General features: G+C 50.9%; 22 protein-coding genes and 1 riboswitch. Of the genes, 7 read left to right on the top strand and 15 right to left on the bottom strand.

Annotated features, from left to right (window positions below; translation table 11 throughout):
- Nucleotides 1–419 precede the first annotated feature (419 nt).
- From L6H98_RS27275 to L6H98_RS27250, 6 genes are all read right to left on the bottom strand, one after another.
- Nucleotides 420–776 carry a hypothetical protein gene (locus L6H98_RS27275; protein WP_236420848.1) on the bottom strand — a complete coding sequence of 119 codons (357 nt, stop codon included), beginning with the start codon at nt 774–776 and terminating at the stop codon, nt 420–422.
- 192 nt (nt 777–968) lie between these two features.
- Entirely contained in the window at nt 969–2,345 is a 1,377-nt protein-coding gene (locus L6H98_RS27270) for an NCS2 family permease (RefSeq protein WP_236420847.1), read from the bottom strand.
- Nucleotides 2,346–2,522: 177 nt separating this feature from the next.
- Nucleotides 2,523–2,622, bottom strand: a riboswitch (purine riboswitch).
- Nucleotides 2,623–2,789: 167 nt separating this feature from the next.
- Complete coding sequence (locus L6H98_RS27265) at nt 2,790–3,635, bottom strand: carbohydrate ABC transporter permease (RefSeq protein WP_236420846.1); 846 nt, start codon at nt 3,633–3,635, stop codon at nt 2,790–2,792.
- A gap of 45 nt (nt 3,636–3,680) precedes the next feature.
- On the bottom strand, nt 3,681–4,556 hold the full coding sequence (locus L6H98_RS27260) for a sugar ABC transporter permease (RefSeq protein ID WP_236420845.1): 876 nt from the start codon (nt 4,554–4,556) through the stop codon (nt 3,681–3,683).
- A 112-nt stretch (nt 4,557–4,668) separates the two neighbouring features.
- A complete protein-coding gene (locus L6H98_RS27255) occupies nt 4,669–5,910 on the bottom strand; it encodes an extracellular solute-binding protein (protein WP_236420844.1) in 1,242 nt (413 codons plus the stop codon).
- Nucleotides 5,911–6,200: 290 nt separating this feature from the next.
- On the bottom strand, nt 6,201–7,184 hold the full coding sequence (locus tag L6H98_RS27250; RefSeq protein ID WP_236420843.1) for a family 43 glycosylhydrolase: 984 nt from the start codon (nt 7,182–7,184) through the stop codon (nt 6,201–6,203).
- A 327-nt stretch (nt 7,185–7,511) separates the two neighbouring features.
- Between L6H98_RS27250 and L6H98_RS27245 the strand changes: the two genes are divergently transcribed.
- Nucleotides 7,512–8,435, top strand: a complete 924-nt coding sequence (locus L6H98_RS27245) for an ArsR family transcriptional regulator (protein WP_236420842.1) — start codon at nt 7,512–7,514, stop codon at nt 8,433–8,435.
- A 278-nt stretch (nt 8,436–8,713) separates the two neighbouring features.
- On the opposite strand, the gene L6H98_RS27240 is transcribed toward L6H98_RS27245, so the two are convergent.
- The 6 genes from L6H98_RS27240 to L6H98_RS27215 all read right to left on the bottom strand — a co-directional run bounded on the left by L6H98_RS27240 (nt 8,714) and on the right by L6H98_RS27215 (nt 17,519).
- A complete protein-coding gene (locus L6H98_RS27240; RefSeq protein WP_236420841.1) occupies nt 8,714–9,382 on the bottom strand; it encodes a hypothetical protein in 669 nt (222 codons plus the stop codon).
- 242 nt (nt 9,383–9,624) lie between these two features.
- On the bottom strand, nt 9,625–11,163 hold the full coding sequence (gene guaA / locus L6H98_RS27235) for a glutamine-hydrolyzing GMP synthase (RefSeq protein WP_236420840.1): 1,539 nt from the start codon (nt 11,161–11,163) through the stop codon (nt 9,625–9,627).
- Between the two features lie 434 nt (nt 11,164–11,597).
- Entirely contained in the window at nt 11,598–13,925 is a 2,328-nt protein-coding gene (locus L6H98_RS27230) for a transglutaminase domain-containing protein (protein WP_236420839.1), read from the bottom strand.
- Nucleotides 13,912–15,228, bottom strand: a complete 1,317-nt coding sequence (locus tag L6H98_RS27225) for a DUF58 domain-containing protein (RefSeq protein ID WP_236420838.1) — start codon at nt 15,226–15,228, stop codon at nt 13,912–13,914. The genes L6H98_RS27230 and L6H98_RS27225 overlap by 14 nt, the downstream gene beginning before the upstream one ends.
- Nucleotides 15,225–16,217, bottom strand: coding sequence for a MoxR family ATPase (locus L6H98_RS27220; protein ID WP_236420837.1), 993 nt, complete (start codon nt 16,215–16,217; stop codon nt 15,225–15,227). The genes L6H98_RS27225 and L6H98_RS27220 overlap by 4 nt, the downstream gene beginning before the upstream one ends.
- A gap of 93 nt (nt 16,218–16,310) precedes the next feature.
- Nucleotides 16,311–17,519, bottom strand: a complete 1,209-nt coding sequence (locus L6H98_RS27215; protein WP_236420836.1) for a polysaccharide deacetylase — start codon at nt 17,517–17,519, stop codon at nt 16,311–16,313.
- Between the two features lie 336 nt (nt 17,520–17,855).
- Between L6H98_RS27215 and L6H98_RS27210 the strand changes: the two genes are divergently transcribed.
- Nucleotides 17,856–18,512 carry a DedA family protein gene (locus tag L6H98_RS27210; RefSeq protein ID WP_236420835.1) on the top strand — a complete coding sequence of 219 codons (657 nt, stop codon included), beginning with the start codon at nt 17,856–17,858 and terminating at the stop codon, nt 18,510–18,512.
- A 59-nt stretch (nt 18,513–18,571) separates the two neighbouring features.
- Here L6H98_RS27210 and L6H98_RS27205 read toward each other — a convergent pair whose 3' ends face one another.
- A complete protein-coding gene (locus L6H98_RS27205) occupies nt 18,572–19,822 on the bottom strand; it encodes an MFS transporter (RefSeq protein ID WP_236420834.1) in 1,251 nt (416 codons plus the stop codon).
- Between the two features lie 159 nt (nt 19,823–19,981).
- Between L6H98_RS27205 and L6H98_RS27200 the strand changes: the two genes are divergently transcribed.
- Genes L6H98_RS27200 through L6H98_RS27180 form a run of 5 tightly spaced genes read left to right on the top strand, consistent with a single transcriptional unit; the run spans nt 19,982 to nt 25,250 of the window.
- Entirely contained in the window at nt 19,982–21,499 is a 1,518-nt protein-coding gene (locus L6H98_RS27200; protein WP_236420833.1) for a spore germination protein, read from the top strand.
- A gap of 20 nt (nt 21,500–21,519) precedes the next feature.
- Nucleotides 21,520–22,725, top strand: coding sequence for a Ger(x)C family spore germination protein (locus tag L6H98_RS27195; RefSeq protein ID WP_236420832.1), 1,206 nt, complete (start codon nt 21,520–21,522; stop codon nt 22,723–22,725).
- Nucleotides 22,726–22,730: 5 nt separating this feature from the next.
- On the top strand, nt 22,731–22,967 hold the full coding sequence (locus L6H98_RS27190) for a hypothetical protein (protein WP_236420831.1): 237 nt from the start codon (nt 22,731–22,733) through the stop codon (nt 22,965–22,967).
- 17 nt (nt 22,968–22,984) lie between these two features.
- On the top strand, nt 22,985–24,079 hold the full coding sequence (locus tag L6H98_RS27185) for an endospore germination permease (RefSeq protein ID WP_236420830.1): 1,095 nt from the start codon (nt 22,985–22,987) through the stop codon (nt 24,077–24,079).
- A 43-nt stretch (nt 24,080–24,122) separates the two neighbouring features.
- Nucleotides 24,123–25,250, top strand: a complete 1,128-nt coding sequence (locus L6H98_RS27180) for an endospore germination permease (RefSeq protein ID WP_236420829.1) — start codon at nt 24,123–24,125, stop codon at nt 25,248–25,250.
- 107 nt (nt 25,251–25,357) lie between these two features.
- On the opposite strand, the gene bcp is transcribed toward L6H98_RS27180, so the two are convergent.
- Nucleotides 25,358–25,822 carry a thioredoxin-dependent thiol peroxidase gene (gene bcp, locus L6H98_RS27175; protein WP_236420828.1) on the bottom strand — a complete coding sequence of 155 codons (465 nt, stop codon included), beginning with the start codon at nt 25,820–25,822 and terminating at the stop codon, nt 25,358–25,360.
- Nucleotides 25,823–25,864: 42 nt separating this feature from the next.
- Nucleotides 25,865–26,650: an ABC-2 family transporter protein gene (locus L6H98_RS27170; protein ID WP_236420827.1), complete on the bottom strand. Its 786-nt coding sequence runs from the start codon at nt 26,648–26,650 to the stop codon at nt 25,865–25,867.
- Nucleotide 26,651 lies beyond the last annotated feature (1 nt).

The raw sequence follows: 26,651 nt of genomic DNA, 5'->3' as shown, positions 1-26,651 counted from the left end.
GCATTACTCACTCGTTGTTCAGTTTTCAAAGATCAAACTTCGTTTTCGTTACTAAGTTGTTGTCCTTAGCAACTCTTATATCTTATCACATCCGAACCAGCTTTGCAAGCACTTTTTTTAAGTTTCGTTTTTCGAAGCTTATTTGCTTTGCTTGCCGCACCATGTTTCTCGGTGTTTTCTTGGCCGGAATTAGAATATACCATGTACATAAATATTATGCAAGTGTTTTTTTTAACTTTTTATCAGATGTCCCCTTAGCTCAAACCTAATTATCAAACCAATGCCGATTGTCCTGCCCTTTCTCTGTAATGAAAGTGACGCAAAAGTTCCCTTCTATCCAAACGCTCAAGAAACACAGCTTCTACGTACTGTTATGCCATTCCCCAAACTACAGCCTGATAATGCCCCCCTCCGAGCACTTACATCAAAAAAGCCGATTTGGTGTTTGGCTGCCAGCGCTCGCACTGTCTCATATGCCTCTTCTGCCTCGACCAGGCAAATGCCACATATATGATATGCCTGCCGATCGAGTATTCGGTCAAACGATTGTCCGTCCCTTCCTCCTCCATCGCTTCAAACGTTTCGTCATCCACATCCATGGACGGAAATACTTGAACCATATCTTCATAAAAACGCTGAAGTTGATCAGCACTTACATTGATATCTTTGTATGTATGACCTTCGCTCCACTCTGTTTGTTTATCATACCATGCGAGAAATCCCTCTCTGCTCTGCGGGGCAGCTTTCGTATCAAATACCATCAAATCGTAACTCATACTTTGCCTCCTTACTGAAAATGCCTACTTATTATATAGAAGATACTATTTCGTCATCACCTCCCAAAGTGTCTCTGGCTCTAACCCCGCGCTTAGTTCCTCGCTGCACATCCTGCACTAAGCTGCAAAGCAACAAAAAAAAGCGAAAGCCCGGGTCACCCGGACGCTTCCGCTTTCTTCAATTCATTATCTTTATTCCCCGCCCATAAATACAAAGCGACAAATCACAATGATCGCTAATATCCACATTAACCAGTGAATCTTCACCTTGCGTTCGGTAACCAGGTTACCGAACACTGCCAATACGACATAGGATACAATCCCCGCCGAGATCCCGTTCGCAATCCCGCCCGTGAAAGGCATGAGTACGATGGTCAGGAATGCCGGAAACGCCTGCAGAAAATCATTCCACTCAATTTCGCGCACTTGGCTCATCATCAGCACACCCACGATAATCAGGGCAGGAGCCGTTGCAGCGGACGGTACGACCAGCGCAAGAGGCGCGATGAACAAGGAAAGGATAAACAACAGACCTGTCGTTACCGAGGTAAGGCCTGTACGCCCACCAGCCTCTACGCCCGAAGCACTTTCCACGAACGCCGTAATCGTGCTCGTCCCCAGCGCAGCACCCGCGCTGACACCGACAGCATCAACGAGCATCGCTTTACCGATCGTTTTCTCGCCTTTTTTCTTGTCTTTCATGATGCCCATCCGTGTCGCGGTACCCACCATCGTCCCGAACGTGTCAAACAGTTCTACAAATGTAAAAATGAAAATGATCTCAAACAGTCCAAGGCTAATCGCGCCTTTCAGATCAAGCTGACCCACTGCCAGATCACTGAAGTTAGGCAACCAGCTGGCAGTGGACAAACCATCAAGGTTGGTCACCCCCATCGGGATACCGATCAGCGTAGTAGCCACGATACCGATGAGCAGCGCACCTTTGACCCGCATAACCATTAATACGGCAATCAGCAAAAGACCGATCAATGCCAGCAGCGCATCATGATGCGTGATGAAGTTACCCAGCGACAAATTGAAACTGCTGCCCGGAATAGGCTTGCTCAGGTCAGCATCCGGCGCAACGTTTACCGTCACTGCAACCAGGTTGGCCAATTTGAAACCAACAATTGTAATGAAAAGACCGATACCGACCGTGATGGCAATCTTCAACGTTTGCGGCACGGCAACAAGCAGCATCTGGCGAATGCGTGTCACAGTGAGAATAATGAATACGATACCCGAGATAAAGACGGCACCGAGTGCAGCCTGCCAGGTAATCGCTCCATTTGAACTGAGAACCACAGTCATGAAGTACGCATTCAGCCCCATACCCGGCGCAAGCGCGATCGGGATGTTAACGAACAGCCCCATAATAATGGTCATCAAACCCGCCCCGACGGCAGTCGCAAAAAATACCGCATTGTCCGACATGCCGGCACCAGCTTGTCCAAGGAACAACGTATTGACGAACAGGATGTACGCCATCGTCATGAATGTGGTAAGTCCCGCAACAACCTCCGTTCTGACGGTCGTTCCGTTTTCTTTTAATTTAAAGAACCGATCCATGTTTTACTAACTCCTCCTTAGAGTAAATGAAGCCATTTCGAAAACGACAAATGACCCTGAGCATATGATTAAGCACCCAGGGTTCCGATTGGTCAGACCGGCACTCCTCTTCTAATGAAGAGACAAAAAAGAATTCCCATGTGCGCATGGTAACGCATTGCATGCAGAATTCATAGTGCCGCATCTTCTCCTCTTCGTAGCAGGATCATTAGGGTGATCTCGTAGAGACTCCCGAGCCCATTCCCGGGATTATACGAACAGTATGCGCGATTTGTTTGTTTTCCATCACTATTTTAGAAGCGGTGTCCCCTATTTGTCAATGACAAAAACGAATGTTAAAACTGAAACCGAAACCAAATGTTCGTGTTCAAGCAAAAAATATGAACAGAACACCAAAAAGGCTGCCGTAATTCACGACAGCCAAGCATGAATGTTATCGCTTCATTACCCTTTAATCCCGGAATTGAGGTTAATGGATTGAAGGAAATATTTTTGGGCAAAAATAAACAGAAGCAGTGTCGGAATGATGGCCAAAATCGCAGACCCCATCAATTGTCCGATCATCCGGTAGTTTCCGTAGATATCCTGCAGCAGCAGCAATCCTGCCGTGATCGGCATTTTTTCGACATCCGTGTACACGATAACAGGCCAGAGGAAGTCGTTCCAAGACCCGATAAACGAGAACAGACCACAGACGATCAGTACCGGTTTCACGAGCGGCAAAATAATGGAATAGTAAATTCTGAACTCACCTGCTCCATCCACTTTGGCGGATTCGTCCAATTCATGCGGAATGCCTTTCATGAACTGACGAACGAGGAAGATATTCCCCATACCCGCAAGCCCCGGGATGATCATCGCCCAGGCGGTATTAACCCAGCCCAGCGCTTCGATCACTTTATATGAAGGAATCAGATTGACGACACCAGGGAAAAACGAAATGCCGAGCAGCGTGAAGAAGAGGGCATCTCTTCCCTTAAACTTGAGACGCGTATAACCGTAACCCGTAAGGGAAATGATCAAAACGACCAGCGCCGTATGCGAAATGGCAATGACAAGCGAGTTCACCAGCCATCTTAATATCGGTGCGGTTGAAGTGTTCTGCAAGACGGCAAGATAGTTGCCGAAGTCCCACTCTTTAGGAAGCAGACTAAAACCTGCCGATACGACCTCTGACTGCGAACGAAATGATGTTGTGATGCCGAAAATGACGGGCACAGCCCATACGATGCAAATACTGATCAAAAAGAGATACGATATATATTTGGATATGCTTATTTTTTTCGCCATTGTATTGTACCTGCTCCTTCCCTATCCACGTTCGATTCCGCCAATCTAATTGGCATTCCGGTTCATCACGTAATACTGCAGCGCGGAGATCACCAGAATGACCAAACCAAGCAACACGGCCATCGCGGAAGCCATCCCGGCTACCGATTCGCCGGAGCCAAAGGCCAGCTGCCGAATGTACATCATCAGCACGTGAGTGCTCTGCTGCGGTCCACCTTTAGTCATCATCAAAGGCTGTCCAAAGACGTTAAACGCCCCTGCTGTCGTCATGACAAACGTGAAAATCAGCGGAAAACGAATGGAAGGGAGCGTAATGCTGAAAAATCTGCGCACAGGCCCTGCACCGTCCATCTCGGCGGCCTCGTACAAATCACCCGGAACGCCATTGATTGAGGCACGATAAATAATCATGTTTCCACCAACGGCACCCCAGACTGAAATCACGATAATAATAATCCATGCATAAGGCTGATTCGCCGCCCAGGATATTTCCGATCCGAACACATTCCCGGTAATCCCCAACTGCTTGTTGAAAATAAGGGACCAGATCAGGGCCGCCGCCGAAATGGAGATCAGACCCGGAATGTAGATAATGGCCTGCATGAAACCTTTGAACTTGACCTTCTTATGCTCAAGGGCAACCGCAACCAGAAGCGGAATGATAATGAGAGGCGGCACACTTAACACCACAAAGATCAATGTGTTCTTCAAACCGTTATAAAACTGGAAGTGGAAAGAGGACTCGGTATCGAATAAAATGGTTTTATAGTTATCCAATCCAACCCATACCGGATCGTTGATCAGGTTCCATTTCGTGAAAGAAGCATAAATACCGTAAATCGTCGGCAGCAAAATGAACATCAGGAACAGGATCAAGTGAGGGCCAACGAACAGGAACGGTGCAAAAGATCGTTTATTCATATCCTTTCATTTCTCCTTTGGGAAAAGCAATGCGCCAACCAGGTGGCACATTGCTTTTAATGCAATTAAATGGCGGGGTGCGCATCACACATCCATTTGTGTCGTTCCGGCATCATTGGGCTCCGCTGCTGCCTTGCGCGATCTTGTCTTCAACTTCCTTTTGCATCGTCTGCAGCGTTTCATCGAGGTCGACATTGCCTCGAACGATGTCTACGGAATATTTATCCACGACTTCTGCAATATATGGATAATACTCATACGTGTAAATGTAAAGGGATTCGATTTCTTTATCGTTAGATGTGAAGAACGATTGCATGTAGTTTTTGTATTCGGGATTCTCAATGACCTGTTTACTTGCTACGGTCTGTCCGGCTTTCGCCCACTCCATCGAATTCTGACGGATGAACTCCAGGAACTTGCCGATGCCTTGCTCTTTCTCATCGGTTCTTGCTTCATTCTTCATCATGGCGAACAAGTGGGAAGAAGAACGGTTCGTAAACTTATCGGCAGTCGTTGAGTACACATTCGTTACGCCAAAGTTCAAACCTTCAACGGCCGCATGCGCCGTGGAGCTCCATGTGCCGTCCGTAGAGAACAGTACGTTGCCGGATTGGAACATCAAGTACCCATCTTCGCCGAATGGGGTCATCAGGCCGGCATCGGCAACTTTCTTGATGCTTTCGTAAACCTGTTTCATTTCCGGTGTATTGATCGAAGGTTTACCGTCTTTCTGTACGTCTCCGCCGACGTTCTGCAATTGGCCCAGAACAACCCAACCAAACAGGGCATCATTGACGACATAGTCGCCCTCATCCAGCTTCCCTTGCAGGGAAAGCATTTCGTCGATGGTCACAACGTTGTCGTCCAGGAAAGATTCGACGCCGTATTTCTTCAACAAGTCTTTGTTGTAATACATGACGTTGCTATGAATATCGAGAGGAACGGTATATTGCGTGCCATCGATGTTACCCGTGGACCAAGCTTGCGGCAAGTAATTTTCTTCCTTGATCTCCGGCTGTCCGGCAAGCACGTTCGTCATCGGTTCCAGTACGTTTTGCTTAACGTATCCAGGCACGCGGTCAGCGTGGATAATTGTCAGATCCGGAATACCTTTGCCGGAGTTGATTACAGTGGACAGTTTCGTGTACATGTCAGAAGTGACTACATGTTTTACTTTGATTTCCGGTTCGGTGGCATTATATTCTTTGACCAGTTGATCCATGTACGCTCCATCTTCACCCGTCAATGGCGTCCAGAACGTAATCGTATTTTTGTCGTTCGAGCCGCAGCCTGCGAGCACAACAGCCATTAACAAGACAAATGCCATGGATACTAAACCTTTTTTACGTTTCACACAAGAACCCCCCTAGAATGATCAATCCCAAATGTTTAACTGTAAACGCATTCAAATATCATACGAATATGGCAGGGCGTGTATCCAATCGGAAACCCTTGAAACATAACCCTGCATTATCGTTGGAAACTGGATGGAGGAAGCTTGCCTAGGAGTGCTCCCTCCGACCACCCAAACATTAATCTTTAAATTAATGATTAACGTTTTTATGAATTTATCGTAATTCATAGCGCTTTCATTGTCAACCACTTTGTTCCACTTTGCTGGAATAAATCTTGCTGTGTTTGTCGTTACACTTCAAAAGAACGGCCGTCCGGCACAGGAATGCCGAATACAGGGAAACCCGCATCGTCCCACCCGAATACTTGAGCGCGGGCATGCCGATTCGGATCATACAGCGGATCGCCCTCGATCTCTTTGTAGTTGCGTGCGTGATAAACGATAATATCTTGGCTTCCATCCGGGGATACGGTAAAACTGTTATGCCCCGGTCCGTATTGCCCCACTTCCTCGTTCGTTTGGAACACGGGCTCCGGAAGCTTGACCCAGCTTTCCGCCGCCAGAAGATCGCTGTTCTCATCGGCATAAAGAAGTCCCATGCAATAATTGTGATCGGTCGCGCTCGCAGAGAACGCAATGAATATCTTTCCGTTGCGCTTCAATACCGCTGCTCCCTCATTCACCAGAAAGCCAATCTTTTCCCAATCATGCGTCGGCTCGGCAATCATCACTTGTTCCGAACCAAGGGTCCACGGGTTTTCCATGGAAGCGATGTACAGATTGGAATTCCCGACAATGTCAGGGTCCTTCTGTGCCCATACAAGATATTGCACGCCTTTATGCTCAAATGAAGTGGCATCAAGGGCAAAGCTTTCCCATTTGGTTTTGATCTGTCCCTTCTCGACCCATTCGCCTTCAAGCGGATTGGCCGATTCGTTTTCCAACACGAACATGCGATGGTCGAAGAGGCCTTCAACCGTTTCCGTGGTGCGGGCTGCAGCAAAATAGATATACCATTTGCCTTGCACGAAATGGATTTCCGGCGCCCAAATGTTGGCACTCATCGGCCCTTTGTCATACTTGCGCCACGCCACAACAGGCTCGGCCTCGCCCAATTCCTGAATCGTGCGGGCTCTCCTCACTTCAATCCGGTCGTATTCCGGCACGGAGCCGGTAAAATAATAATATCCGTCGGTATGTTTGTATACCCATGGATCGGCTCTCTGCGGTATAATCGGATTAATAAACGATGTTTCTGTCGGTGCGGTACTCATCGTGTCATCCCCTGTCCTGTGAATAGACCCATTCACATTTTTGTTTATTAATTCACATTTACATTGATTAATTCACTTAAATACTAAAATACAATCCTAAGATGTGTCAATTGCCTTAACGGTAAAATCTCTCCAATGATTTGAATTTGTTTACATTTTTCCGAATCATTCTGATTAATTTTTGTTTTTTTTCAACATATTTGGTATATTTCTTTAAAGAGACCGTTCAACTTTTCTTGTGATTGCTTTCGAAATCCGATATTATTAAATTCTACGTTTAACATTCACAATAATGTTAATAGTTCATTTCTGTTCGGAGGAATAACATTGAAAATCGACCTGAACGAAAAAAACCTGCATATTTTTGAAGCACTCTCCAGCAACGTGCGCATCCAAATCGTGCACCTGCTGTCCAAAAAATCGATGAATATAAAAGAACTGGCCGAAGCTCTCGGCCTTAGCAGCGCCATCATGACCATGCATATCAAGAAACTCGAAAAGGCCGGCGTCGTCGAGTCAGCGATGGCCCCCGGCAAAGGAGGAGCCGCGCAAAAGGTTTGCTCCCTTAACATGGATACTCTTGAAATCGCATTCCCGACCAAAGACGTCATTCCGCGGGAGATCCGCAAAACCGAAATTTCGGTCGGCCACTTCACCGATTTGCAGATCAAACCCACTTGCGGCATATGCACGCGGGATTCCATCATCGGCATCTTTGACGATCCGCGCTACTTCCTGGACCCGGATCGGCTCAAAGCCAAAATCCTGTGGTTCGGCCAAGGTTATATCGAATACAAGATCCCGAATTATTTGATGGGGGATGAAAATCCGGAGGAGCTTGAAATTTCGATGGAAATTTCCTCGGAGGCCCCGCTGACCAACAATAACTGGCCTTCGGACATTACGTTTATCGTGAACGGGGTCGAAGTGGGCATGTGGACCAGCCCTGGGGATTTCGGAGGCAAAGGCAAGCTGAACCCGCCATGGTGGTTCGAAAGCGTCAACCAGTACGGGCTGCTGAAACATTTGATCATCAAAAAAGAAGGCACCTTTATGGATGGCGTCAAATTATCCGACGTGAGCATCGACGATATCGGTATACGCAACAGCTATTGGTCCTTGCGCATCGCCGTTAAGGAAGATGCCGAGCATATCGGCGGCGTCACCCTCTTCGGACAAGGCTTCGGCAATCATAATCAGGACATCATTTTCCGCCTGTATTACACGCAGCAAGAGGAAAAACCGGAGTAATACTTCTTGGGAAATAGATGATATAGAAACCGCATTAATTAATCACACAAGGCCGCTGCGAGTGCAGTACCATCTTCCGATCGCTGTTATCCCCTTTTCTAAGGGGAAAATCATCACTTACTCTTTTTTCGCCATGCAGAAACAAGGCCCTGCCTCCGTCAAGAACGGTGGTCAGGGCCTTTGCTGGTTGATTAGGCTCAGTTAGGTAAACATAACATACCTAGGAAAAATCATGTTCCTTAAGTTTGGACTTCCTTCTTGCAGAGCAATATCTTCCATCAGGCACCCGGTGGCTGCATTCCCCCGCTGAATCCGCCGCCGACTCGAACCTCCAAAGCATTCCAGGTGTCTCCATCCAAGGTGACATTCACGATGTCCCCTTCCTTCAGATCGGCGGGGCTGATCTCACTTTCGGTTCCGCCCTCTTCTCCCTGTACCATCGAAACAAGCTTTGTCGAATCGGTCAAGGCAACTTCAACCGTCTCATCGGTGAACATACCCTCTGTGTTCATCTCACCCGGGGGTAGTCCTTGTCCCTCCCCACCTTCCGGCGCCGCTGGCGGTTCTTCGCCTTCTGCCGGAGCGTTTCCTGACTGTGCATCTTGAGGCGGTTGTTTTCCCTCATTCATCGGGCCGCCTTCGCCGGGCTGCTGGGAAGACTTGTACAACGTGATGGCTTGACCATCGATGGACTTGATTTTACCCATCAGCATGGTTCCTGGAACGTCCGTTGCCGCCTCTTGCCCGGTTTGTCCCTCGCTCGCTTCCGAGGTCTGCTCTGCTCCGTTGGAACTGTCCGTTGCAGACGCCCCTGCCGCAGTCGCCGATATGTCCGTTGATGCCGTTTCTGTATTTTGTGCCGCCGTTCCGCAGCCTGCCAACATAACCACTAACATTGCGCTGCTTAAACCCATCGTCCATTTGTTCATTTTGTTTTTGTTCTTCATAATGAGTCGTTCCCCTTTCAGCAACTTTCGTTGTTGATGTACTTAGTGTACAAGCCCCACCTTAAATGGATCTGAAAGTAAAATAAAAAAACTCCCTTCGATCCTGCTGAAATTACGCAGATAAAAGAGAGTTTTTTCGCTTTATTGTTGCCGTTATGGCTGAAATAACGATGTTAGTCCACGAAACAAGCCCTGGAGCACCAGGGCTTGTCCCGAACTTAACAACATGAATAGTTAATGACCTATTCCCACTCGATCGTTGCTGGCGGCTTGGACGTGACGTCATACACGATCCGGTTGACGTTGTCCACTTCGTTGACGATGCGCACGGAGATTTTCTCCAATACGTCCCAAGGGATACGTGCCCAGTCCGCCGTCATGCCGTCGATGGAAGTCACCGCACGAATACCTACAGTGTAGGAATACGTACGCGCGTCACCCATAACGCCAACGCTCTTCATGTTAGGCAGCGCCGTAAAGTACTGCCAGATTTCGCGGCCCAGTCCGGCCTTAATGATTTCTTCACGCAGGATGTAATCGGAATCCCGTACGATTTTCAGCTTTTCTTCCGTAACTTCGCCAAGCACGCGGATCGCAAGACCCGGGCCCGGGAACGGCTGACGCCATACGATTTCGTCCGGCAGACCGCATTCTGTTCCCACTTTGCGAACTTCGTCCTTGAACAGAGCGCTCAATGGCTCAATCAATTTGAAGTTCATGTCTTCAGGCAAACCGCCCACGTTATGGTGAGACTTGATCGTTTGAGCCGTAGCCGTGCCGCTCTCTACGATATCCGTGTACAGCGTACCTTGAGCCAGAAATTCGAAATCATCGAATTTTTTGGACTCTTCGTCAAAGACGTAGATGAATTCGTTACCGATGATTTTGCGTTTTTGTTCCGGATCGTCAACGCCCGCCAATTTGGACAGGAAACGTTCCTGTGCGTCGATTTTGACCACTTTCATGTCAAACTTGCCAACAAAGGTCTCCATAACGCTTTCGGCTTCGCCTTTGCGCAGCAAACCGTGATCGATGAACATACATGTCAGTTGGTCGCCGATCGCTCTGTGGATCAACGCAGCTACAACGGAAGAATCCACGCCGCCGCTGAGCGCGCAGAGCACTTTGCCGTCGCCCACTTTTTCGCGAATATCGTTAACGGTATCCTCGATGAACGTTTCCATGCTCCAGTTGCCTTCGCAACCGCAAATTTCGTACAGGAAGTTGCGAATCATTTCATTACCGCGCACGGAGTGCTGTACTTCCGGGTGGAACTGGACTGCATACAATTTGCGCTCGTCATTGCTCATCGCCGCGATTGGCGCACTTTCCGTACCTGCATCCAGTTTGAATCCTGGAGGAAGCGTAACGACGTGGTCTCCATGGCTCATCCATACCGTGTGCTCGCCTTCGATGCCTTTGGCCAGGGCAGCGCCCGGAGCGAATGCCAGGTCTGCTTTACCATACTCGCGTTTCTCGGCGCGCTCTACTTTACCTTCGAGCTGCTGCGCCATAAGCTGCATGCCGTAGCAGATCCCGAAGATCGGAAGTCCCAGATCGTAAACGGCCGGATCGACATGCGGCGCATTCTCTGCGTACACGCTGGATGGACCTCCGGAGAATACGATCCCTTTCGGTGACAATTCCGCAATTTTCTCAGCCGGTGTGTTGTACGGCAAAAGCTCGCTGTACACGCCCAGATCCCGAATTCTTCTGGCGATCAATTGGTTGTACTGGCCCCCGAAGTCAAGGACAACCACAATTTCATTTTGCTTGTTCATTACCGTGCCTCCCTCAATTAATGAAACTAATTATACGCAACGACAAAACATACCGTCAAGGAAAGGAGAAGCTCCTTTATTCGACATTTTTGCGTATGTATGCCGTGCAACGTCAGGACGGACAAACCTCCACTGGATAAGGACATTTTTGCGATGGACACGCTTGTCCTTCCTCTGTTCATCCTTGCGTGGAAAAACGCCCCATTCGCGCCAAAACGCGACACAAGGCGTCCAGAAACCTAATCTTCAACTGAACTCGGCAGCAAAGCGCAAATACCGCTTAAGGCTGCGGTTTTACCATATATACGCTCACGACTGTGACAAACACCACGAACTCTCTTTCGCCCCTAAGGTGTTACGCATCCGACCCCACGTGTGCCTGAGATCGGCTTGGTCTATGTGAGCGGCCGGGGCGGGTTGGCGCCGCCTGCCCGTCAGGAGGCCCGGTGGTGCCGGGCCAGGCGCAGTGCCCGGCGCAGGAAATCGAGGCTGTCCGCGCGCAGCGGACGCTCAGGCCCGTACAGCAGCCGCTCCCAGTCGGCTGCGAACCGCGCGACGTCCGCGCTGTCCGCGCCCGCGGCCACGGGGGCAGACGCTGCATACTCCCGCAGCGTCATGCCCTCCGGCCGCGGGCCGTACCGGCGCGCGAGCGCGGTCCAGACCGGAGCGGCGGCACGCAGCAGCCGCTCGCGGTCCGGAAAGCTGCTGCGCGGCCACACCAGCAGCAGCCACAGCCGCAGCGCGGGGCGAAGCCGCCGCATGCGGAACGCGCCGGCGGCGAGCAGCAGCGCCGCTGCCGCAAGGGCTGCCGCGGGCCACGGGTCCGCGGCAAGCTCCCGGGCGCGCGCGTGCAGCCACGCGCCCGCACTGCCCATGCCGCCGCCATGCTCCTGCGGCGGCGGGGCAACCTCGCCGGGCTGCTGCCCGGCGGCCGCCGCAGCGCCCGCATCAGCGCCTAGCGCCGGCCCGAATCCCGGCGTTGCTTCAAACGGAATCCAGCCCGCGCCGGGAAAATACACCTCCACCCAGGAATGGGCATCCCCCTGGGTGATAACATAACGATCCGGAACCTGCGGATCCGGTTCTCCGGGGGCAAAACCTTTCACCCACCGCGCGGGAATGCCCTCCGCACGCAGCAGCACAACCATCGCCGTAGAGAAATGGTTGCAATACCCGGCATGAGTCACGAACAGGAAATCGTCTACGAAATCCGTTCCACGCGGAGGCATGCGGGTATCCAGCGTGTATGACGCATGCTGACCGAGATACGTTTTCACCGCCTGAACGGCATCATACCGGGTCTCGCTTTCCCGAACGATGTCGGATGCAAGGTCACGCACGCGCTGCGGAAGCGTGTCCGGCAGTTGAAGATACGTTCTGCGAACTGGCGCAGGATCGCCGCTCCCAGGCATGGCGGCAAGCGACCGAAGCTGTTCCGGTGCAACGGATGGTATCATGACATCCACCGTATATGCCTGCACTCCGCCCGCACTTCCGGCAGCCCCTGCCAGCCATAACGTTCCTGTATCTTCATTAGAGAGCAATTCCCGGCCGCTCGGTTCGTGCCCGCTGTTGCGATCCAGAAAGGTAAAACGAACCGGAACACCTCCCGTAAAAAGCGGGCTCGGCCCCCGCCACTCCCGCTGCATGGTGATCGTTTGCCGAATACGGGTCCAGTAAGCCTGATTTTCCCAGCCATCAACCCGCAGCAGACCTGAGGGATCGGCATGCTTGAAGCGCTGCTCCGCATCGCTCCAGGAATTTCCGTTATAAAAGGAACGGGTCTCCCCCCGCCAATAGGTTGCCTTAGGGCTGCGAGCCGTGAACATAATCTCTTCTCCTTGGGTTAACGGCGCGCCCATCGGTGCATCCACCGTACCATATCCGGTGACGGACAAGGAGGCAGGAATGCTTCCCGATGGAGCATATCCTGCCCATTTGGCCAGGCTTTCGGCCATTCGGCTCAAGGAGATCCGTTCGGCCGGAGCCACCGTTCCCAACTGGATGGGAAGCGTTGATACCAGGATAAGAAACGCTGCGGACCCCATCGCTATGCCGCACCATGCACCGTATGTTCTGGCCCGCCGGCGGTATGTCCCCCCTCCGCCGGTAATGCGCAAAAATTGCAGCAAACCTTGAATGCTCAACAACCATAAGACGGACCGCACGATGGAACCAAAGGCATCGAACCCCACCAATGCTTCGAGCAATAGCAAAAACAGCATCGTGCCCATGCCAAACAGCATGACGCTGCGTCGCATCAAAACGAGATACTGCACGGAAGCCAGCAGCATGCTCCATCCACAGAGCATGAGCAAACCTTTCGTTTCCGTGCTCATCGCGCTAAATCGGCCGCTTCCCATCCATGCGCCCAAATCCGCATTCAGCGTTGCCGGATATGACCATGCCCATTCTGCAGGGTGATTCCCTCCATACATCAGGGATAACGAGACCACCACAACCGGGATTCGCAGCACGATGCTCGTCATCAAGCTCGTACGCAGCAAACCCATCATGAGAAGCACGGCCGACATGCCGAACATGACGCTCAAAAAACGCTCGCTCCCCTCCTGTCCGGAGGACGTGACCGGATGAATCCACTCCATGGAAAGGATCAGCACCAGAGCGGATATCGGCAGCCTGAACGCCCAGGGGATCGAGGCGACCATCGGAAGCTCCGGACGGGCCCCGGTCGTTTGCCAAGCGACCTCCCCAACCGGGAATGATGACAGAACAGAGCTTTTTCGTTCACGCACCCACATCGACGACCACCGCCTTTCCCGGTAAAGACAAGCTGCCGCTGACGGCAGGCCCCGCAACAATACGAACGCCGCACAGCCTAAGCTGTTCCAGCCAGGTTTCGGTGGATTTCGCATTTTCTTTTAACGGGTCTGCATGGCCTGGTTTCACTTCCCGGATACCTTCATTCGGCCCAATAGAAACGTTTCCCGCCATGTGCTCGGTCAGATGCAGCTCCACGCGAAATCCGTCATCGGCCGCCCTATGAATCCATTCGACAAGAGCTTGGTCCGGTTTGCCGGCAAACACAACAATGTCCGAACCTTGAGGCAAGTCTTCCAGCATCCTTGTTTCCAGCCTGTCAGGGCCGGCAGGCGAACGATCCAGGCGAGCATGGGCCAATCTGTACAAAGCGCATTCCAGACTGTCTTCAGCGCTCTCCGCGTGCCTTGGGAATGGCCGATCACCATCGTCTATGCCGGGCTCCTTCCCCTCCAGCCACAGCCTTAACGGGATATGGCCCATGTCGGCATCGTGGATTCGGCGCGCAGCCATTTGCACCGCCCGTTCGAACCCTGGATGATCGTGCTGATCACGGTTTTGGGCCTGATATCCCGTCCTTCCTTCATATAAAAGCACAGCTAGTGAAGCGCATGGCGAAGTTTCCGGCAGGAATGTATGCAGTTTGCCTGTTCTGGCCGAGCTTTTCCAATGAATCCGGCTGAGGGGATCGCCTTCCCGATACTCGCGGAGCTCGAAACCGCTGCTATCCGTAGTATGGGGATCGTGCGCCGTTCCATCTTCCGAACCGGCCCAGCCGCTGCCTGCTTCAATCTCCGTCCCGTCTCCAACCGCAGGCGTAACCACGATCGGTTCGCTTCCTTTCGTTACAGAAGAAGCCGTGTTCCAGCCGAACGCATCGCCCCAGTAAAGCCGTCCGGGGGACCATGAGTGAACCCCTCTGCGAAGCCCGTTTAGTTCATACTCGTATGAAAAATGTCTTTTCATGCCAGGGAAGAACCATTTTCGATGCATGCCGGCAGGCGTATTGTCAGAAACAACGATCCATAACAGGGGGATGGGACAATCGAATGCCAATTCAACCCGCACCCTGACAACGTCCCCCACGGCAATCCGGTCGGAATGGAGATGCCTGCGAATACGAATGCGACGTGGCCCAAGCATGTGAAGCAGCAGTCCATATACCCACATGATGACCGCCATCGCAGCCAGAAAAAGAGTCGATCTCCCGCCATGCCATACATATAAGGCAACCAACGCAGTTGCCAGCATCGCATGAACCAGCCGCCCTCCAATCCCGGTCATGACCGCCGTCCCCTTCCTTGCGCCGCCATCTGAACGGGAACGGGAACCGTTGAAAGCACATCGTGAATGACCTGCTCTTGAGCGTTGCTTCCGTCGGTCCTGTTCTGCGATTTCAGTTGGATGCGATGCGAGAGGACGGGCACGGCCATTGCCTTCACGTCGTCCGGAACGACATAACTTCTTCCGTGCAAATAAGCATGTGCCTGTACCGCGGTCATCCACGCCAGCGTTCCTCGCGGACTGATTCCAAGCCTGACGGCGGCATGGCTTCGGGTAGCTACGGCCACGGCAACAAGATATTGCTTAATGACGGCATCCACGTGTACATGCCTTACCTCGCGCTGCATCGCAACCACCTCTTCGGCCAGCAGGACGGGCTTCATTCCCTCCACCCGTTCCCTGCTCCGCTCCCTGGACAAAAGTTCCACTTCCTGCTCCGGCTCTGGATAACCAAGACCGATCCTCATCATGAAACGGTCCAGCTGTGCTTCAGGTAATCGATATGTTCCTTCGAACTGAAGCGGATTCTGTGTCGCGAGCAGCAAAAAAGGTCGGGGAAGCGCATGAGTTGTACCATCGACGGTAACGCAGCGCTCCTCCATCGCCTCCAGCAGGGCGGACTGCGTTCGCGGTGCCGCGCGGTTAATTTCGTCGGCCAAAACGATGTGTGACATCACCGGGCCGGGACGAAAGCGGAACTCCCCGGTCGCAGAATGATAGATGGAAACTCCCGTAACGTCGGCAGGCATGACATCCGCGGTGAACTGTATGCGTCCCATGGAACAGCCCAACGAAGATGCTACGGCACGCACAAGCATCGTTTTCCCCGTGCCGGGCACATCCTCCAGAAGAACATGGCCATCGCTAAGCATGGCGGTCAGAATGTACCCGATTTCCTTCCTTTTCCCAATAATGACTTGCTCAATCCGTTTCATCACCCTATTCAGCAGTTCCACCGCATGATCATGTTCCATCCGGATCGTTGACATGCCCTCTCCCACCTTTCTTGCCACTGGCATTTCTGAACCATAGTAATCTATGATTCATTGTTGCCCGGAAGTAGAAAGGATAAACCGGATTCTTCAGATCACGTCGTAGAACCGCCAATATGCTATGGAAGTGAGCGGCGGGCTCGCCTTGATCACCCACTCCGAAGCCGTTGATTGCGTGGAATGGATCGAGGCTCCCATCTGCTCCAACAGTTCGCGCAGCGGCACCCAGATCGTGCCTCCATGGATTTCGACTTTAGCCTGGACGGCGCGCTCCTCCGAATCATGCCATCGTTTGGTCGTCATCCATCCGCCCGAGGGGTCCACTTGAACCATTCGATTCTTCCATAACACCGTTGCCGTTCTGGACTTCGCATCCCAACTCGCGGTGCCTCCGATCGTTTTCAAAAAGTGCCGCAGAGGAACCATAATCTGCCGATCGCTCATGCGGAATTCGTCCTGGCCGAGCTCAGCGGTCAGTAATCCGATTTCTACCTTCAATTCCTTCTTCGCTTTCGTCAACAATTGGCGATTCGGATCAACATGCTGCGCAATCCAGGTTTTGCTCGGAGCTTGGCGAGACTTGTATTTCTCGCTAGGATGCACGCGAAATTGCACAGGCTCCTGATCGGAAGAACTCATGACGTCAAAACGATAGCCGTGATCCCTATAAAATTGGATGATGCCTGGCAGCGCCTTTACGGTCTCGGCATGCGCCCCACCGTCATGCATCAGCACAACCACCGAGTTTGTCCCGGCTGTGACATGGGTGGCATTGCGCAAAATTTCCTTGGCAGGTACGTTTTTGCGTTTGGAATCCCCGCTATCGACATTCCAGTCCATAACGGTATACCCGCCTCTTTTCAACAAATCGAAATAGTTCTGGTCAAAATGCCCGTAAGTACCGCCTGGTGCCCGAACCAGATCAGGACGGATTCCCGTGATGTCATGAATCACTTCCTCCGTCCGCTTGATCTGTGCCCAGAACGTTTGAAAATCGCGGTACAGTTCGTTATATCGATGATTATACGTATGATTGCCCAAGGCATGTCCTTCTTTCAATATTCTGCGAATCTGTTTCGGATGGAGCTCCGCTTGTTCCCCCAATACAAAAAACGTGGCAGGCACGTTCTCCTTTCGTAAAATATCCAGCACTTCGGGAGTATGTTTGCCTGGGCCATCGTCAAAACTCAGATAGACGACTTTATCCCTATCGCTGTCTTTAGCCGCAGAAACGAATGATGCTCCCATCGTTCCGCCTAAGGCAACCATGCATATTGTCATGACTAACCGAAAGAACATTCGGCGCCACCCGGACCTTTCCGATTTATGTAGAAGTACTGCATTATAGAGAAATCGCGCTTCTTGAATCTTTGCCCCTTTTGATCTATGCGCCATTATCGAATCAACCTCCAGCATTCTATTGAAATTTTACTGCTAGACTTCAGCAGATTTGTTAGAATTATATGGAGGCTGCTTCTAAAAAAGACGTAAAAATGAAACTTATTTTCAGCAGCCTGGCAGCTGTATTTGATTCTCGCCGGCAGATTCGGTAGCATGAAATATAGTTATTGCTAACCATCGTTGCCTTATTGCCCCGCAGCATGATTCATATGAATCTCAGGAGAGTGAACTCTATTGGAATTGCTTGATAAGATCCAGCAATTATTTGGATCCTACGGATACAGCGTCTTGTTTTTCGGTCTGTTGCTCGAGTTCGTCGCCCTTCCCTTCCCGGGAGAAACAACGATGGCCTATGCCGGTTATTTGTCTTACAAAGGGCAGCTTGATTTCGGCATACTCGCCATCCTTGCGTTTCTCGGCACGACCATCGGTATGACAATCACGTATTTTATCGGGGCAAAGGCCGGATTGCCTTTTATAATGAAATACGGAAAATGGTTTTTCCTTAAACCCGACAAGTTGGATAAAACGCAAAAATGGTTTTCCAAATACGGCAACGGATTGATCTTTATCGGATATTTCATCCCGGGAGTCCGCCACTTTACCGGTTATTTCTCCGGCATAGCGGCCATCTCTTTCCGTAAGTTCGCTCTCTATGCATATACTGGTGCATTATTCTGGGTCGTCCTTTTCCTCGGCATCGGCAAATTGTTCGGACCTGGATGGAGTGCCGTATTCAAGCTGGCGCATCAGTACACCGCTTATATTGTTGCAGCCATCGGTCTTGTCCTGATCGCTGCCGTGCTTTATCGTTACCGCAAAGCTTTGGGGCAACGCTTCGCGCGGAAATCCGTTCCCGTCCGCCAAAGACAAAAACAAAACGCGGAATAGGCATCGCTGTGTGCCGTTCCGTAAAAGGAGCCGCCAGATGCTGTGCGGGCTCCTTTTCGTTACGCTTCATTCCTGCCAAAAACCCGGCGATCCCGGATCCATGCATACGCACTCAAAAATAGCGCGAGCACGGCAAACCCGAGTCCCCCCGCAAAACCCAATTGGCGCGGGTCCATCCTTTCCAGCAAAACACCTGCACCGAACATGGAGAGCCCAAGCACGCTGCCGCTCCATGCCGTCACCACACCGTAGATCACTCCCCTATGTTTCTTCGGGACTTTGATCATAAGCAATGTGTCCAGGCATATATTCCCAATTCCTGACATGAAAGCGAGCGATAGATAGATGATGACGGCGCTTATTGGACCCGGGGCCCCGCTCAGCACCATGAGCAGGCTTCCTTCAATGAGCAAACATATGACAACCCCTGCAAGCAACCTTCCTCTGATATATCGAGAACACAAACTGCTTAGTACAAGCCCCAAGCCAAGTGAAGAATAGAACATCCCCACTCCCCAATCACCAAGCCCAAACACTTGGATTGCATAAACCGAGATAAGGACGTTGTCGATGCCATTAATTACGGGAACCAGCAATTCAAACCCAATAATGACCTGCAGCGGAATCGACATACGAATCAACGGCCAGATCGCGGAAGTCGAGCCATTTCTTTTTTGAACATTCGTATCCTCCAATACCCTGCCTTCATTTGGCTTTGATCCGGATGAATCATCCAGCCGGCGAACCAAACCTGATGCAAGCATGAATGCTGCTGCATTTGCCACAAAGGCGGATTGTGGGCCAAAAACAGTCGAGACAATACCGCCCAGAAGAGCGCCTACGATCAATACCACACCATTTAATACCTGCTCCAAAGCATTAACCCTTAGTAAATTTTCCGACCTAACAAACAGCGGAATTCCAGATTTGCGTACGGGTGCATATACAGCTTCTGCACAAGCCAACAGCGCCGTTGCGACATAGAGAATCCACAAATCCTCTGCTTGACGCACCAGCAGGTACCCTAGAGCAAGGGGAACCCTTATGCAATTGATGGTCAGCATGATATTTCTGCGGGAAAAATACTTCGTCAGCCAACCACCGACCGGAGCAAGCAATAAAAATGGCAGTACGCGCAGTGCCAATGCTCCCCCGAGCATAACTCCTGAACCTGTGATCCGAATAATTATGGCAAGCATGGCCACTTGACAGAACCGGTCGCCTATTCCCGTCAACAATCCGGCCAAGAACAGGCGCCGATACATCGGTTCATCCCGCAACAGACGAACTGCAGAAATGCGGAACAACATGTTTTCACCTCAATAAATTAAATAGATAATTATCTAATTAGATATTATTCTAAATTATTAACTCCTCCACCAACGCCGTTCATCCTTTTTTTTGTCATAATTCGAAATATTCCCGGTCATACTACTTGCAAATATAGGATGTATGGGAGGAGGGACGGAATGAGGGCCACAAAGCAAAACCCTGAAAAAGAACCACACCCGATTTCCAGGAATTTGAGCGAAAATATGGAGTACTGCAAAACCATCATGGGACACAGCAACGACTTAATGATCCGACCATTGCAGAGTTTGCACAAATGGCCTTCCGTCTTGCTATACATCGATGGACTTGTGGATGTGCAGGTGCTTAACCTCGCCATCCTGGAATCATTGCTCCAAATGCGGGATCTGCCCTCATTTTCCAAGGATGACGAACATTTGACTTATCTTCAGAACGACGTGCTAACCGCAAGCACCGTCTTGTTCATCGATAGCATGGATGACGTTCTGAAAGCACTGCTGGCAGGCAGTGCCATCCTGCTGTTGGAAGGGTCCACACGCGGATTGAGAATCGCTGCCGCAGGCTGGGAAGACCGTTCTGTCGGCGAACCCATTTCCCAGTCCGTCGTACGTGGACCGATGGAGGGATTTACGGAAAATCTGCGTACCAACACGGCCTTGATCCGCAAACGAATCCGCGATCCGCAATTATGGATCGAGGAACGCGAGATTGGCCGGGTGACCAGAACACGTGTGGCCGTCCTCTACCTGGAGCATACCGTCGATCAGGAAGTCGTGAAAGAACTGCGCAGCAGGCTCGATCAAATCGATATTGACGGCATTCTGGAAGGCGGTTATATCGAAGAATTGGTTCAGGATAAAACGAGGACGCTATTTCCCACCTTATATAACAGTGAGCGTCCAGATACCGTATCGGCTGCTCTTCTCGAGGGCCGGGTTGCCATCATTGTCGACGGGACCCCCTTCGTTCTGCTTGTCCCTGCTTTGTTTGTGCACTTCTTTCAATCGGCAGAAGATTATTACCAGCGAGCGGACATCAGTACGCTCATTCGCATGATTCGTTATCTGGCTTTTTTTATCGCCTTGCTTGCACCGTCGTTTTACATTGCCATCTCGACCTTCCACCAGGAAATGCTGCCTACCAATCTGTTGATCAGCCTGGCTGCCCAACGTGAGGGGGTTCCCTTCCCTGCTTTCATCGAGGCTCTTTTGATGGAGCTGACCTACGAAATTTTGCGCGAGGCCGGCATTCGCATCCCCAAGACGGTCGGGCAAGCCGTATCCATCGTAGGTACGCTCGTAATCGGACAGGCTGCCGTAGACGCAGGGGTAGTTTCGGCAGCCATGGTCATCATCGTGTCCATCACGGCGATTTCAAGTTACGTTATTCCCGAGAACGGGTTATCGATCTCGGTTCGCATTTTGCGCTTCGTTCTGATGATGTTCGCGGCAGCTTTCGGATTCTACGGCATCCTGATCGTGCTGCTTATTACGGTTACCCATCTGTGCAGCCTGCGTTCATTTGGCGTTCCGTACATGTCCCCGTTTGCGCCGTTTGTCCAGAAAGACCTGAAGGATACCATTTTTCGTGTTCCCTGGTCCCGTATGAAAACCCGGCCTATTTCTACAGGCACGTCAAACGTGACACGAGAATCTTCTAAACCAACGAAGCGATAACTCAGTCAGGAGATCGGCGTATGAACAAATGCTTGCGTATGATTCTTTCCTTTGTGATCCTGCTCCCTCTCCTCACGGGCTGCTGGGATCGGCAGGAGCTCAACGAACTCGGCATTATGCTGGGGCTGGGCGTCGACATGGAAGGCGAGCTCATCAAGGTCAGCGCTCAGGTTGTCGTACCGAACGAAATTTCCAACAAATCCGGCGGTGCCAAAGGTACCCCTGTGACTCAATATCAAGCCACTGCGAAAACGTTGTTCGAAGCGATACAGAAGCTTACGGAGATAAGTCCAAGGCAAACTTTCATGTCTCACATACGTGTACTCGTATTTGGAGAAGAGTACGCTCGAAAACAGGGGATCTACGATGTCACAGAGGCTTTGATGCGGGAACCGTCCGTGCGACCGGATTACTACGTTTTGATCGCAAGAAACACGACCGCAACCAAAGTTCTCGATCTGCTGACCCCTTTGGATAATATCCCGGCTGAAAAAATATTCAGCTCGCTGGACGTGTCCGCCAAAACCTGGGCTCCTACCACGACGGTAACAGGGGATAAACTCATGGACTCCATGATTTCCCCGGGCATACAACCCGTCATTACGGGGATTGAGGTTATAGGCAATAGCGAAAATAGCGGCAGTAAGGATAATATTTCATTCATTCGATCACCCGCGCGGCTAAGTTCAACAGGACTAGGCATTTTCAAAGGGGATAAGCTGATTGGGTGGTTAACGGAAGAAGAATCCAAAGGGTACAATTACATCCGCGACAACGTTGTGGCAACGGTCGGCCATGTCGATTGCCCGTCGAGCCAGGGCGTCGTAACGTTGAAAACGCTGCGCTCCAAGACCAAACGCAAAGCTAAAATTGTCGGGGGTGAACCGGTTATCCATATCAAGGTCAAAACGATTTCGTCCATCGCTTCGGTCGATTGCGGCATGTCGATCGGTGCCATGGCGGCCATTCGGGAATTGGAGAAGCAATCCCAGGAGAGCCTCGTGGAGCTTATGCAAACCTCGGTCAATTCGGTTCGTCGAAAATACCACGTGGACATTTTTGGATTCGGCCAGGAAGTTTACCATGCCAATCCCAAATATTTTCAAAAAATCGAAAAGGATTGGGACAAATACTTCGAAAATCTTGAGGTGAAATTCGAATCGAATGTACAAATCAAACGCGTAGGTGCTTTGGATAACTCATTCAAAAACGAAATAAAGGACTGAGAAACATGCTCCTTTCATTATCTGCCATCCTTGCCGCAGGCATCATAGGATGGATTGACCTTCCCAAGCTGATCAAACAAAAACAATGGAAGGAAACAGCGGTCTACAGCGTCATGCTGCTGCTGGCGACCGTATTCACCGTCATTGCCGTCAACTTGTGGGAGTTTCCCAGCCCGCTAAATATCGTTATTTGGATCTACGAGCCTGTGAATCAGTTGTTGGCCCGCTTAACCGGGACCTAGCTAAGAGGGGGAGAAAAATGCTTGAACGGGGACGGCTTGGAACAAGACAATTGGCAACCCTTGTGTTCATGATGGTTGTGGGCGACATGATGATGATCTACCCTTCGGTCATGACCTCTTATGCTAAACAAGATGCCTGGATCTGTGCCTTGATTGGCGTCCCTGTCAGCATGGCTCTGATGGCCATGTTCCTCAAACTCGGCAGGGCCTATCCTGACCAGAACTTGGTTGGCATATGCCGCAGTGTGCTGGGATTCTGGCCGGGAACGCTCATTTCCTGTTTTTACATGTTCTTTTTTATCCTCGGCGCTTCCACCTACACCCGGGAGGTCGGCGACTTCATGACCACCCAGATTTTTCAATACACGCCGATTCGTGTCGTCATTCTTATGTTTGTCGTCGCCATCGGCTGGGGAGTGTATAACGGATTAGAGACGATGGGGCGCACCAGCGAGCTGCTGATTCCCATCGTCATCGTTTTTATATTGGTGCTCACCTTCTGCTTGCTGCCGAAATCCGATACCAGCAATTTAAAAGCGTTTCAGGATACGAATGCCGTATCTTTTGCCCAAGGGATCTTGGTAAGCATCATTTATCCGGTTGGCGAAACGATCCCGGTGTTGATGTTATTGCCGTACTCAGCCGCAGCACCGAACCGGACGAGGGATCTGATTGTGGCGGCAGGCATGGGCAATATCGTACTTGCTCTATTGGTTACCATCGCCATGCTTGTGCTGGGTGCATTCCTTACGCAGCATAACATTTATACTTCCTTTGTTTTGTCGCAAAAAATAAACATCGGCGACTTTTTTCAAAGAATAGAAGCACTTATGGCTTCATCTTGGTTAGTATCGACCTATTTCAAAACGATGGTCTACCTTTATGCCTTTACGGTAGGCATTGCGGAAATATTTAAAATGAAGCAGTACCGGTTTCTCATCCTTCCATCCTCCCTGCTGATCTTCGGCTTGGCGAATCTGATCGCCCCCAGCATTACGTATATTGTTATCAGCATCGTTCCCTACTGGGTAGACTGGGATACAACCATCGGCATCCTTTTGCCGGGCCTTCTTCTGCTGGTTCACCTGGGCAAATCGCGAAAAAATTCATAGACCCTATCATTGACCCTTGCTTAACGAAAGGATTGTACGGCCCATGCAAATGAAAGAGAAGCTGACCATTCGGCAGTTTGCCGTGCTTACCTTTATGGTCATGATCGGAGACATGATCCTGATCTATCCGACCTTGGTTACGTATCCAGGACAGCAAGACGGCTGGATCTGCTCGCTGCTGGCCCAGCCCGTCGGTTGTTGCATTCTATGGCTGATGTTCAAATTGTACAAGGCTTATCCCGGGAAGACGCTGATCGAAATTTGTTACATCGCACTCGGTCGCTGGTTCGGGTTCGCTTTGGCTGTCTGTTACCTGTTTTACTTTCTCGTCGGAGCAGCCATATGCATTCGGGAAGTCGGCGATTTCTTGACCACCCAGATTTATCTCAAGACCCCGATTCGGGCCATTATCATCCTGCTCATCGCTTCGCTGACCTGGGGGATGCTCAAGGGGCTTGGACCGATCGGCAAAAGCGCGGAACTGTTGGCGCCGTTTGTCGTTATGGGCATGCTGATTTTAATCCTGGCCTTGCTCCCTCAAGCCGATGCTTCCCATTTAAAGCCCTATTTCGGCATTCCCTGGCTCTCTTTCGTAGATGGAATTATTCGGGGGGCCTTTACTTCCTATGGCGAATTGATCGTACTATCCATGCTGTTTCCCTATATCTCGAAAGGGCCTCACCTTCAAAGGGACATGTTAACCTCCGCATTGTTCGGCGGCATTCTTCTAAGCATGCTGCTGCTGGTGTCCCTGCTGGTGCTTGGCCCCATGCTAACGCAGCATAACATCTACGTTTCCTACATCCTCGCCCAAAAGATTGACATAGGCCGTTTTTTCCAACGGATCGAAGCATTGATGGCAATCGCTTGGCTGATCTCCACGTATTTCAAAAGCATGCTGCATATCTTCGCATTCATCGTGGGAACCGCGCAGCTCTTCAAAATGCAGGATTACAAGCCGCTGATTCTTCCGTCCATGCTGCTTTTCTTTGCTATGGGCGTGCTGATTGCGCCAAACATCATATTTTACACGCTCACGATCATGCCTGCCTGGTTCGAATTGGACATTACCGTAAGCACGGTCATTCCTCTATTCCTGCTGCTCATTCATCGGTTCAGAAAAAAGATTTCTGGCAAACCACCGCGCTCTGAAGGAAGCTATGGCAGATAAATACCATCTGCGGCTCCTAGAACACTTGGAAAGATGTGCAAGCCAAAAAGGCCGCATTTACGGAATGATCCGCAACCACGACCTTTGGATTCACTTAAGATATGTGACTACAGCGCCTTTACCGCCTCGAGCGCCTCTTCGATATGCCCTTTAACGCGCACCTTGGACCATTGCTTCAACAGCTTCCCCTCTTCGTCAATCAGAAAAGTAGAACGGACGATGCCCATGTACTCCCGGCCGTACATCTTTTTAAGCTGCCACACTCCGAATTGTTCGGCCACGCTGTGCTCCTCATCCGACAACAGGACAAATGGAAGCCCATATTTGGCGATGAATTTGTCATGCTGTTTCATCGGATCTGTGCTGATGCCCAGAATCACCGTGTTCAGCCCCTGGAATTCCTCATGTCGATCGCGAAAATCGCAGGCCTGCTGCGAGCAGGCAGAGGTTAAGTCCTTGGGATAAAAATAGAGCAGCACGCGTTGTCCGCGATAATCGGATAACTTCACACGTTCGCCCGAGCTGGACGGCAGCTCGAAATCGGGAACCTGCATGCCTTCCGTTACTGTCATTCTGCATTCCTCCTTCAATCCGTTTATGCGGACAGTGTCATGTTACGAACCTGCGCCGCGATATCGTTTCACGCCAAAATTCCATAATGTCAGTCCGATGGCCCCAAAAACGATTCCCATGACAGGCGTAAGCAAGGCCATCCGATGCATTTCGGCCCGGTCCAGGAACAAGGCCGCCGGATAAATGCCCACGAACGCAAATGGAATGATCCAGGTGAGCAGCACCTGAATGGCGCGATTGTAGATGGTTACGGGATAACGCCCGTATCCCTGAATGTTGTACATCAATGGCAAAATGCCCGTAGGCGCATCCGAATAAAAGGACAGCGACGTCAGAGCCGTATAAATCCCGGCATAGATCAGCACCGAGCTGATCGCGAGGATGGCAAGCGCCGGAATATGCCACCACTCCAGCACCAGTCCCATTTCGGCTCCGCTGAGAACCATGATGACAAGTCCGATGAACGATCCCACCAGTGCAGGCGGGTCCACGTTCTCCAGCAGGATTTGAAACAAATTGTGAGCCGGCCTGGTCAAAATGCGGTCCATCTCGCCCTTGACGATATAACGTTCGCTGAACCCCCACATGTTGATGAAACAGCTGAAAATGCCGTAAGGCACCATGAAATACCCGTAGACGAACAGGACCTCGCTTTCGCTCCAGCCGCCCAGATTATCGGTGTGGCGGAACACCACAAAGATAAAAATCAGGTTCGTGGCCTGAAAGAGCAGATCGGATATGATTTCAACCCAGAAGTCGGCCCGATAAGTCAGCCTTGTTTTCATGTAATTTTTCAAATATTCCCATACAAGTCCCAAATAGTACATT

The sequence above is a fragment of the Paenibacillus sp. JJ-223 genome, from assembly GCF_927798175.1.
Classification (GTDB): domain Bacteria; phylum Bacillota; class Bacilli; order Paenibacillales; family Paenibacillaceae; genus Paenibacillus; species Paenibacillus hubeiensis.
This window is presented reverse-complemented; position numbering and strand designations above follow the sequence as displayed.

What these genes read in the sequence shown, in the direction of transcription:
- L6H98_RS27250 (WP_236420843.1), bottom strand. Translation starts at nt 7,184, where the DNA reads ATGAGTACCGCACCGACAGAAACATCGTTTATTAATCCGATTATACCG.
- L6H98_RS27180 (WP_236420829.1), top strand. Translation starts at nt 24,123, where the DNA reads ATGCAAATGAAAGAGAAGCTGACCATTCGGCAGTTTGCCGTGCTTACC.
- L6H98_RS27190 (WP_236420831.1), top strand. Translation starts at nt 22,731, where the DNA reads ATGCTCCTTTCATTATCTGCCATCCTTGCCGCAGGCATCATAGGATGG.
- L6H98_RS27200 (WP_236420833.1), top strand. Translation starts at nt 19,982, where the DNA reads ATGAGGGCCACAAAGCAAAACCCTGAAAAAGAACCACACCCGATTTCC.
- L6H98_RS27170 (WP_236420827.1), bottom strand. Translation starts at nt 26,650, where the DNA reads ATGTACTATTTGGGACTTGTATGGGAATATTTGAAAAATTACATGAAA.
- L6H98_RS27240 (WP_236420841.1), bottom strand. Translation starts at nt 9,382, where the DNA reads ATGAAGAACAAAAACAAAATGAACAAATGGACGATGGGTTTAAGCAGC.
- L6H98_RS27185 (WP_236420830.1), top strand. Translation starts at nt 22,985, where the DNA reads ATGCTTGAACGGGGACGGCTTGGAACAAGACAATTGGCAACCCTTGTG.
- guaA (WP_236420840.1), bottom strand. Translation starts at nt 11,163, where the DNA reads ATGAACAAGCAAAATGAAATTGTGGTTGTCCTTGACTTCGGGGGCCAG.
- L6H98_RS27195 (WP_236420832.1), top strand. Translation starts at nt 21,520, where the DNA reads ATGAACAAATGCTTGCGTATGATTCTTTCCTTTGTGATCCTGCTCCCT.
- L6H98_RS27225 (WP_236420838.1), bottom strand. Translation starts at nt 15,228, where the DNA reads ATGACCGGGATTGGAGGGCGGCTGGTTCATGCGATGCTGGCAACTGCG.
- L6H98_RS27205 (WP_236420834.1), bottom strand. Translation starts at nt 19,822, where the DNA reads ATGTTGTTCCGCATTTCTGCAGTTCGTCTGTTGCGGGATGAACCGATG.
- L6H98_RS27220 (WP_236420837.1), bottom strand. Translation starts at nt 16,217, where the DNA reads ATGTCAACGATCCGGATGGAACATGATCATGCGGTGGAACTGCTGAAT.
- L6H98_RS27230 (WP_236420839.1), bottom strand. Translation starts at nt 13,925, where the DNA reads ATGTGGGTGCGTGAACGAAAAAGCTCTGTTCTGTCATCATTCCCGGTT.
- L6H98_RS27215 (WP_236420836.1), bottom strand. Translation starts at nt 17,519, where the DNA reads ATGTTCTTTCGGTTAGTCATGACAATATGCATGGTTGCCTTAGGCGGA.
- L6H98_RS27265 (WP_236420846.1), bottom strand. Translation starts at nt 3,635, where the DNA reads ATGGCGAAAAAAATAAGCATATCCAAATATATATCGTATCTCTTTTTG.
- L6H98_RS27270 (WP_236420847.1), bottom strand. Translation starts at nt 2,345, where the DNA reads ATGGATCGGTTCTTTAAATTAAAAGAAAACGGAACGACCGTCAGAACG.
- L6H98_RS27260 (WP_236420845.1), bottom strand. Translation starts at nt 4,556, where the DNA reads ATGAATAAACGATCTTTTGCACCGTTCCTGTTCGTTGGCCCTCACTTG.
- L6H98_RS27275 (WP_236420848.1), bottom strand. Translation starts at nt 776, where the DNA reads ATGAGTTACGATTTGATGGTATTTGATACGAAAGCTGCCCCGCAGAGC.
- bcp (WP_236420828.1), bottom strand. Translation starts at nt 25,822, where the DNA reads ATGACAGTAACGGAAGGCATGCAGGTTCCCGATTTCGAGCTGCCGTCC.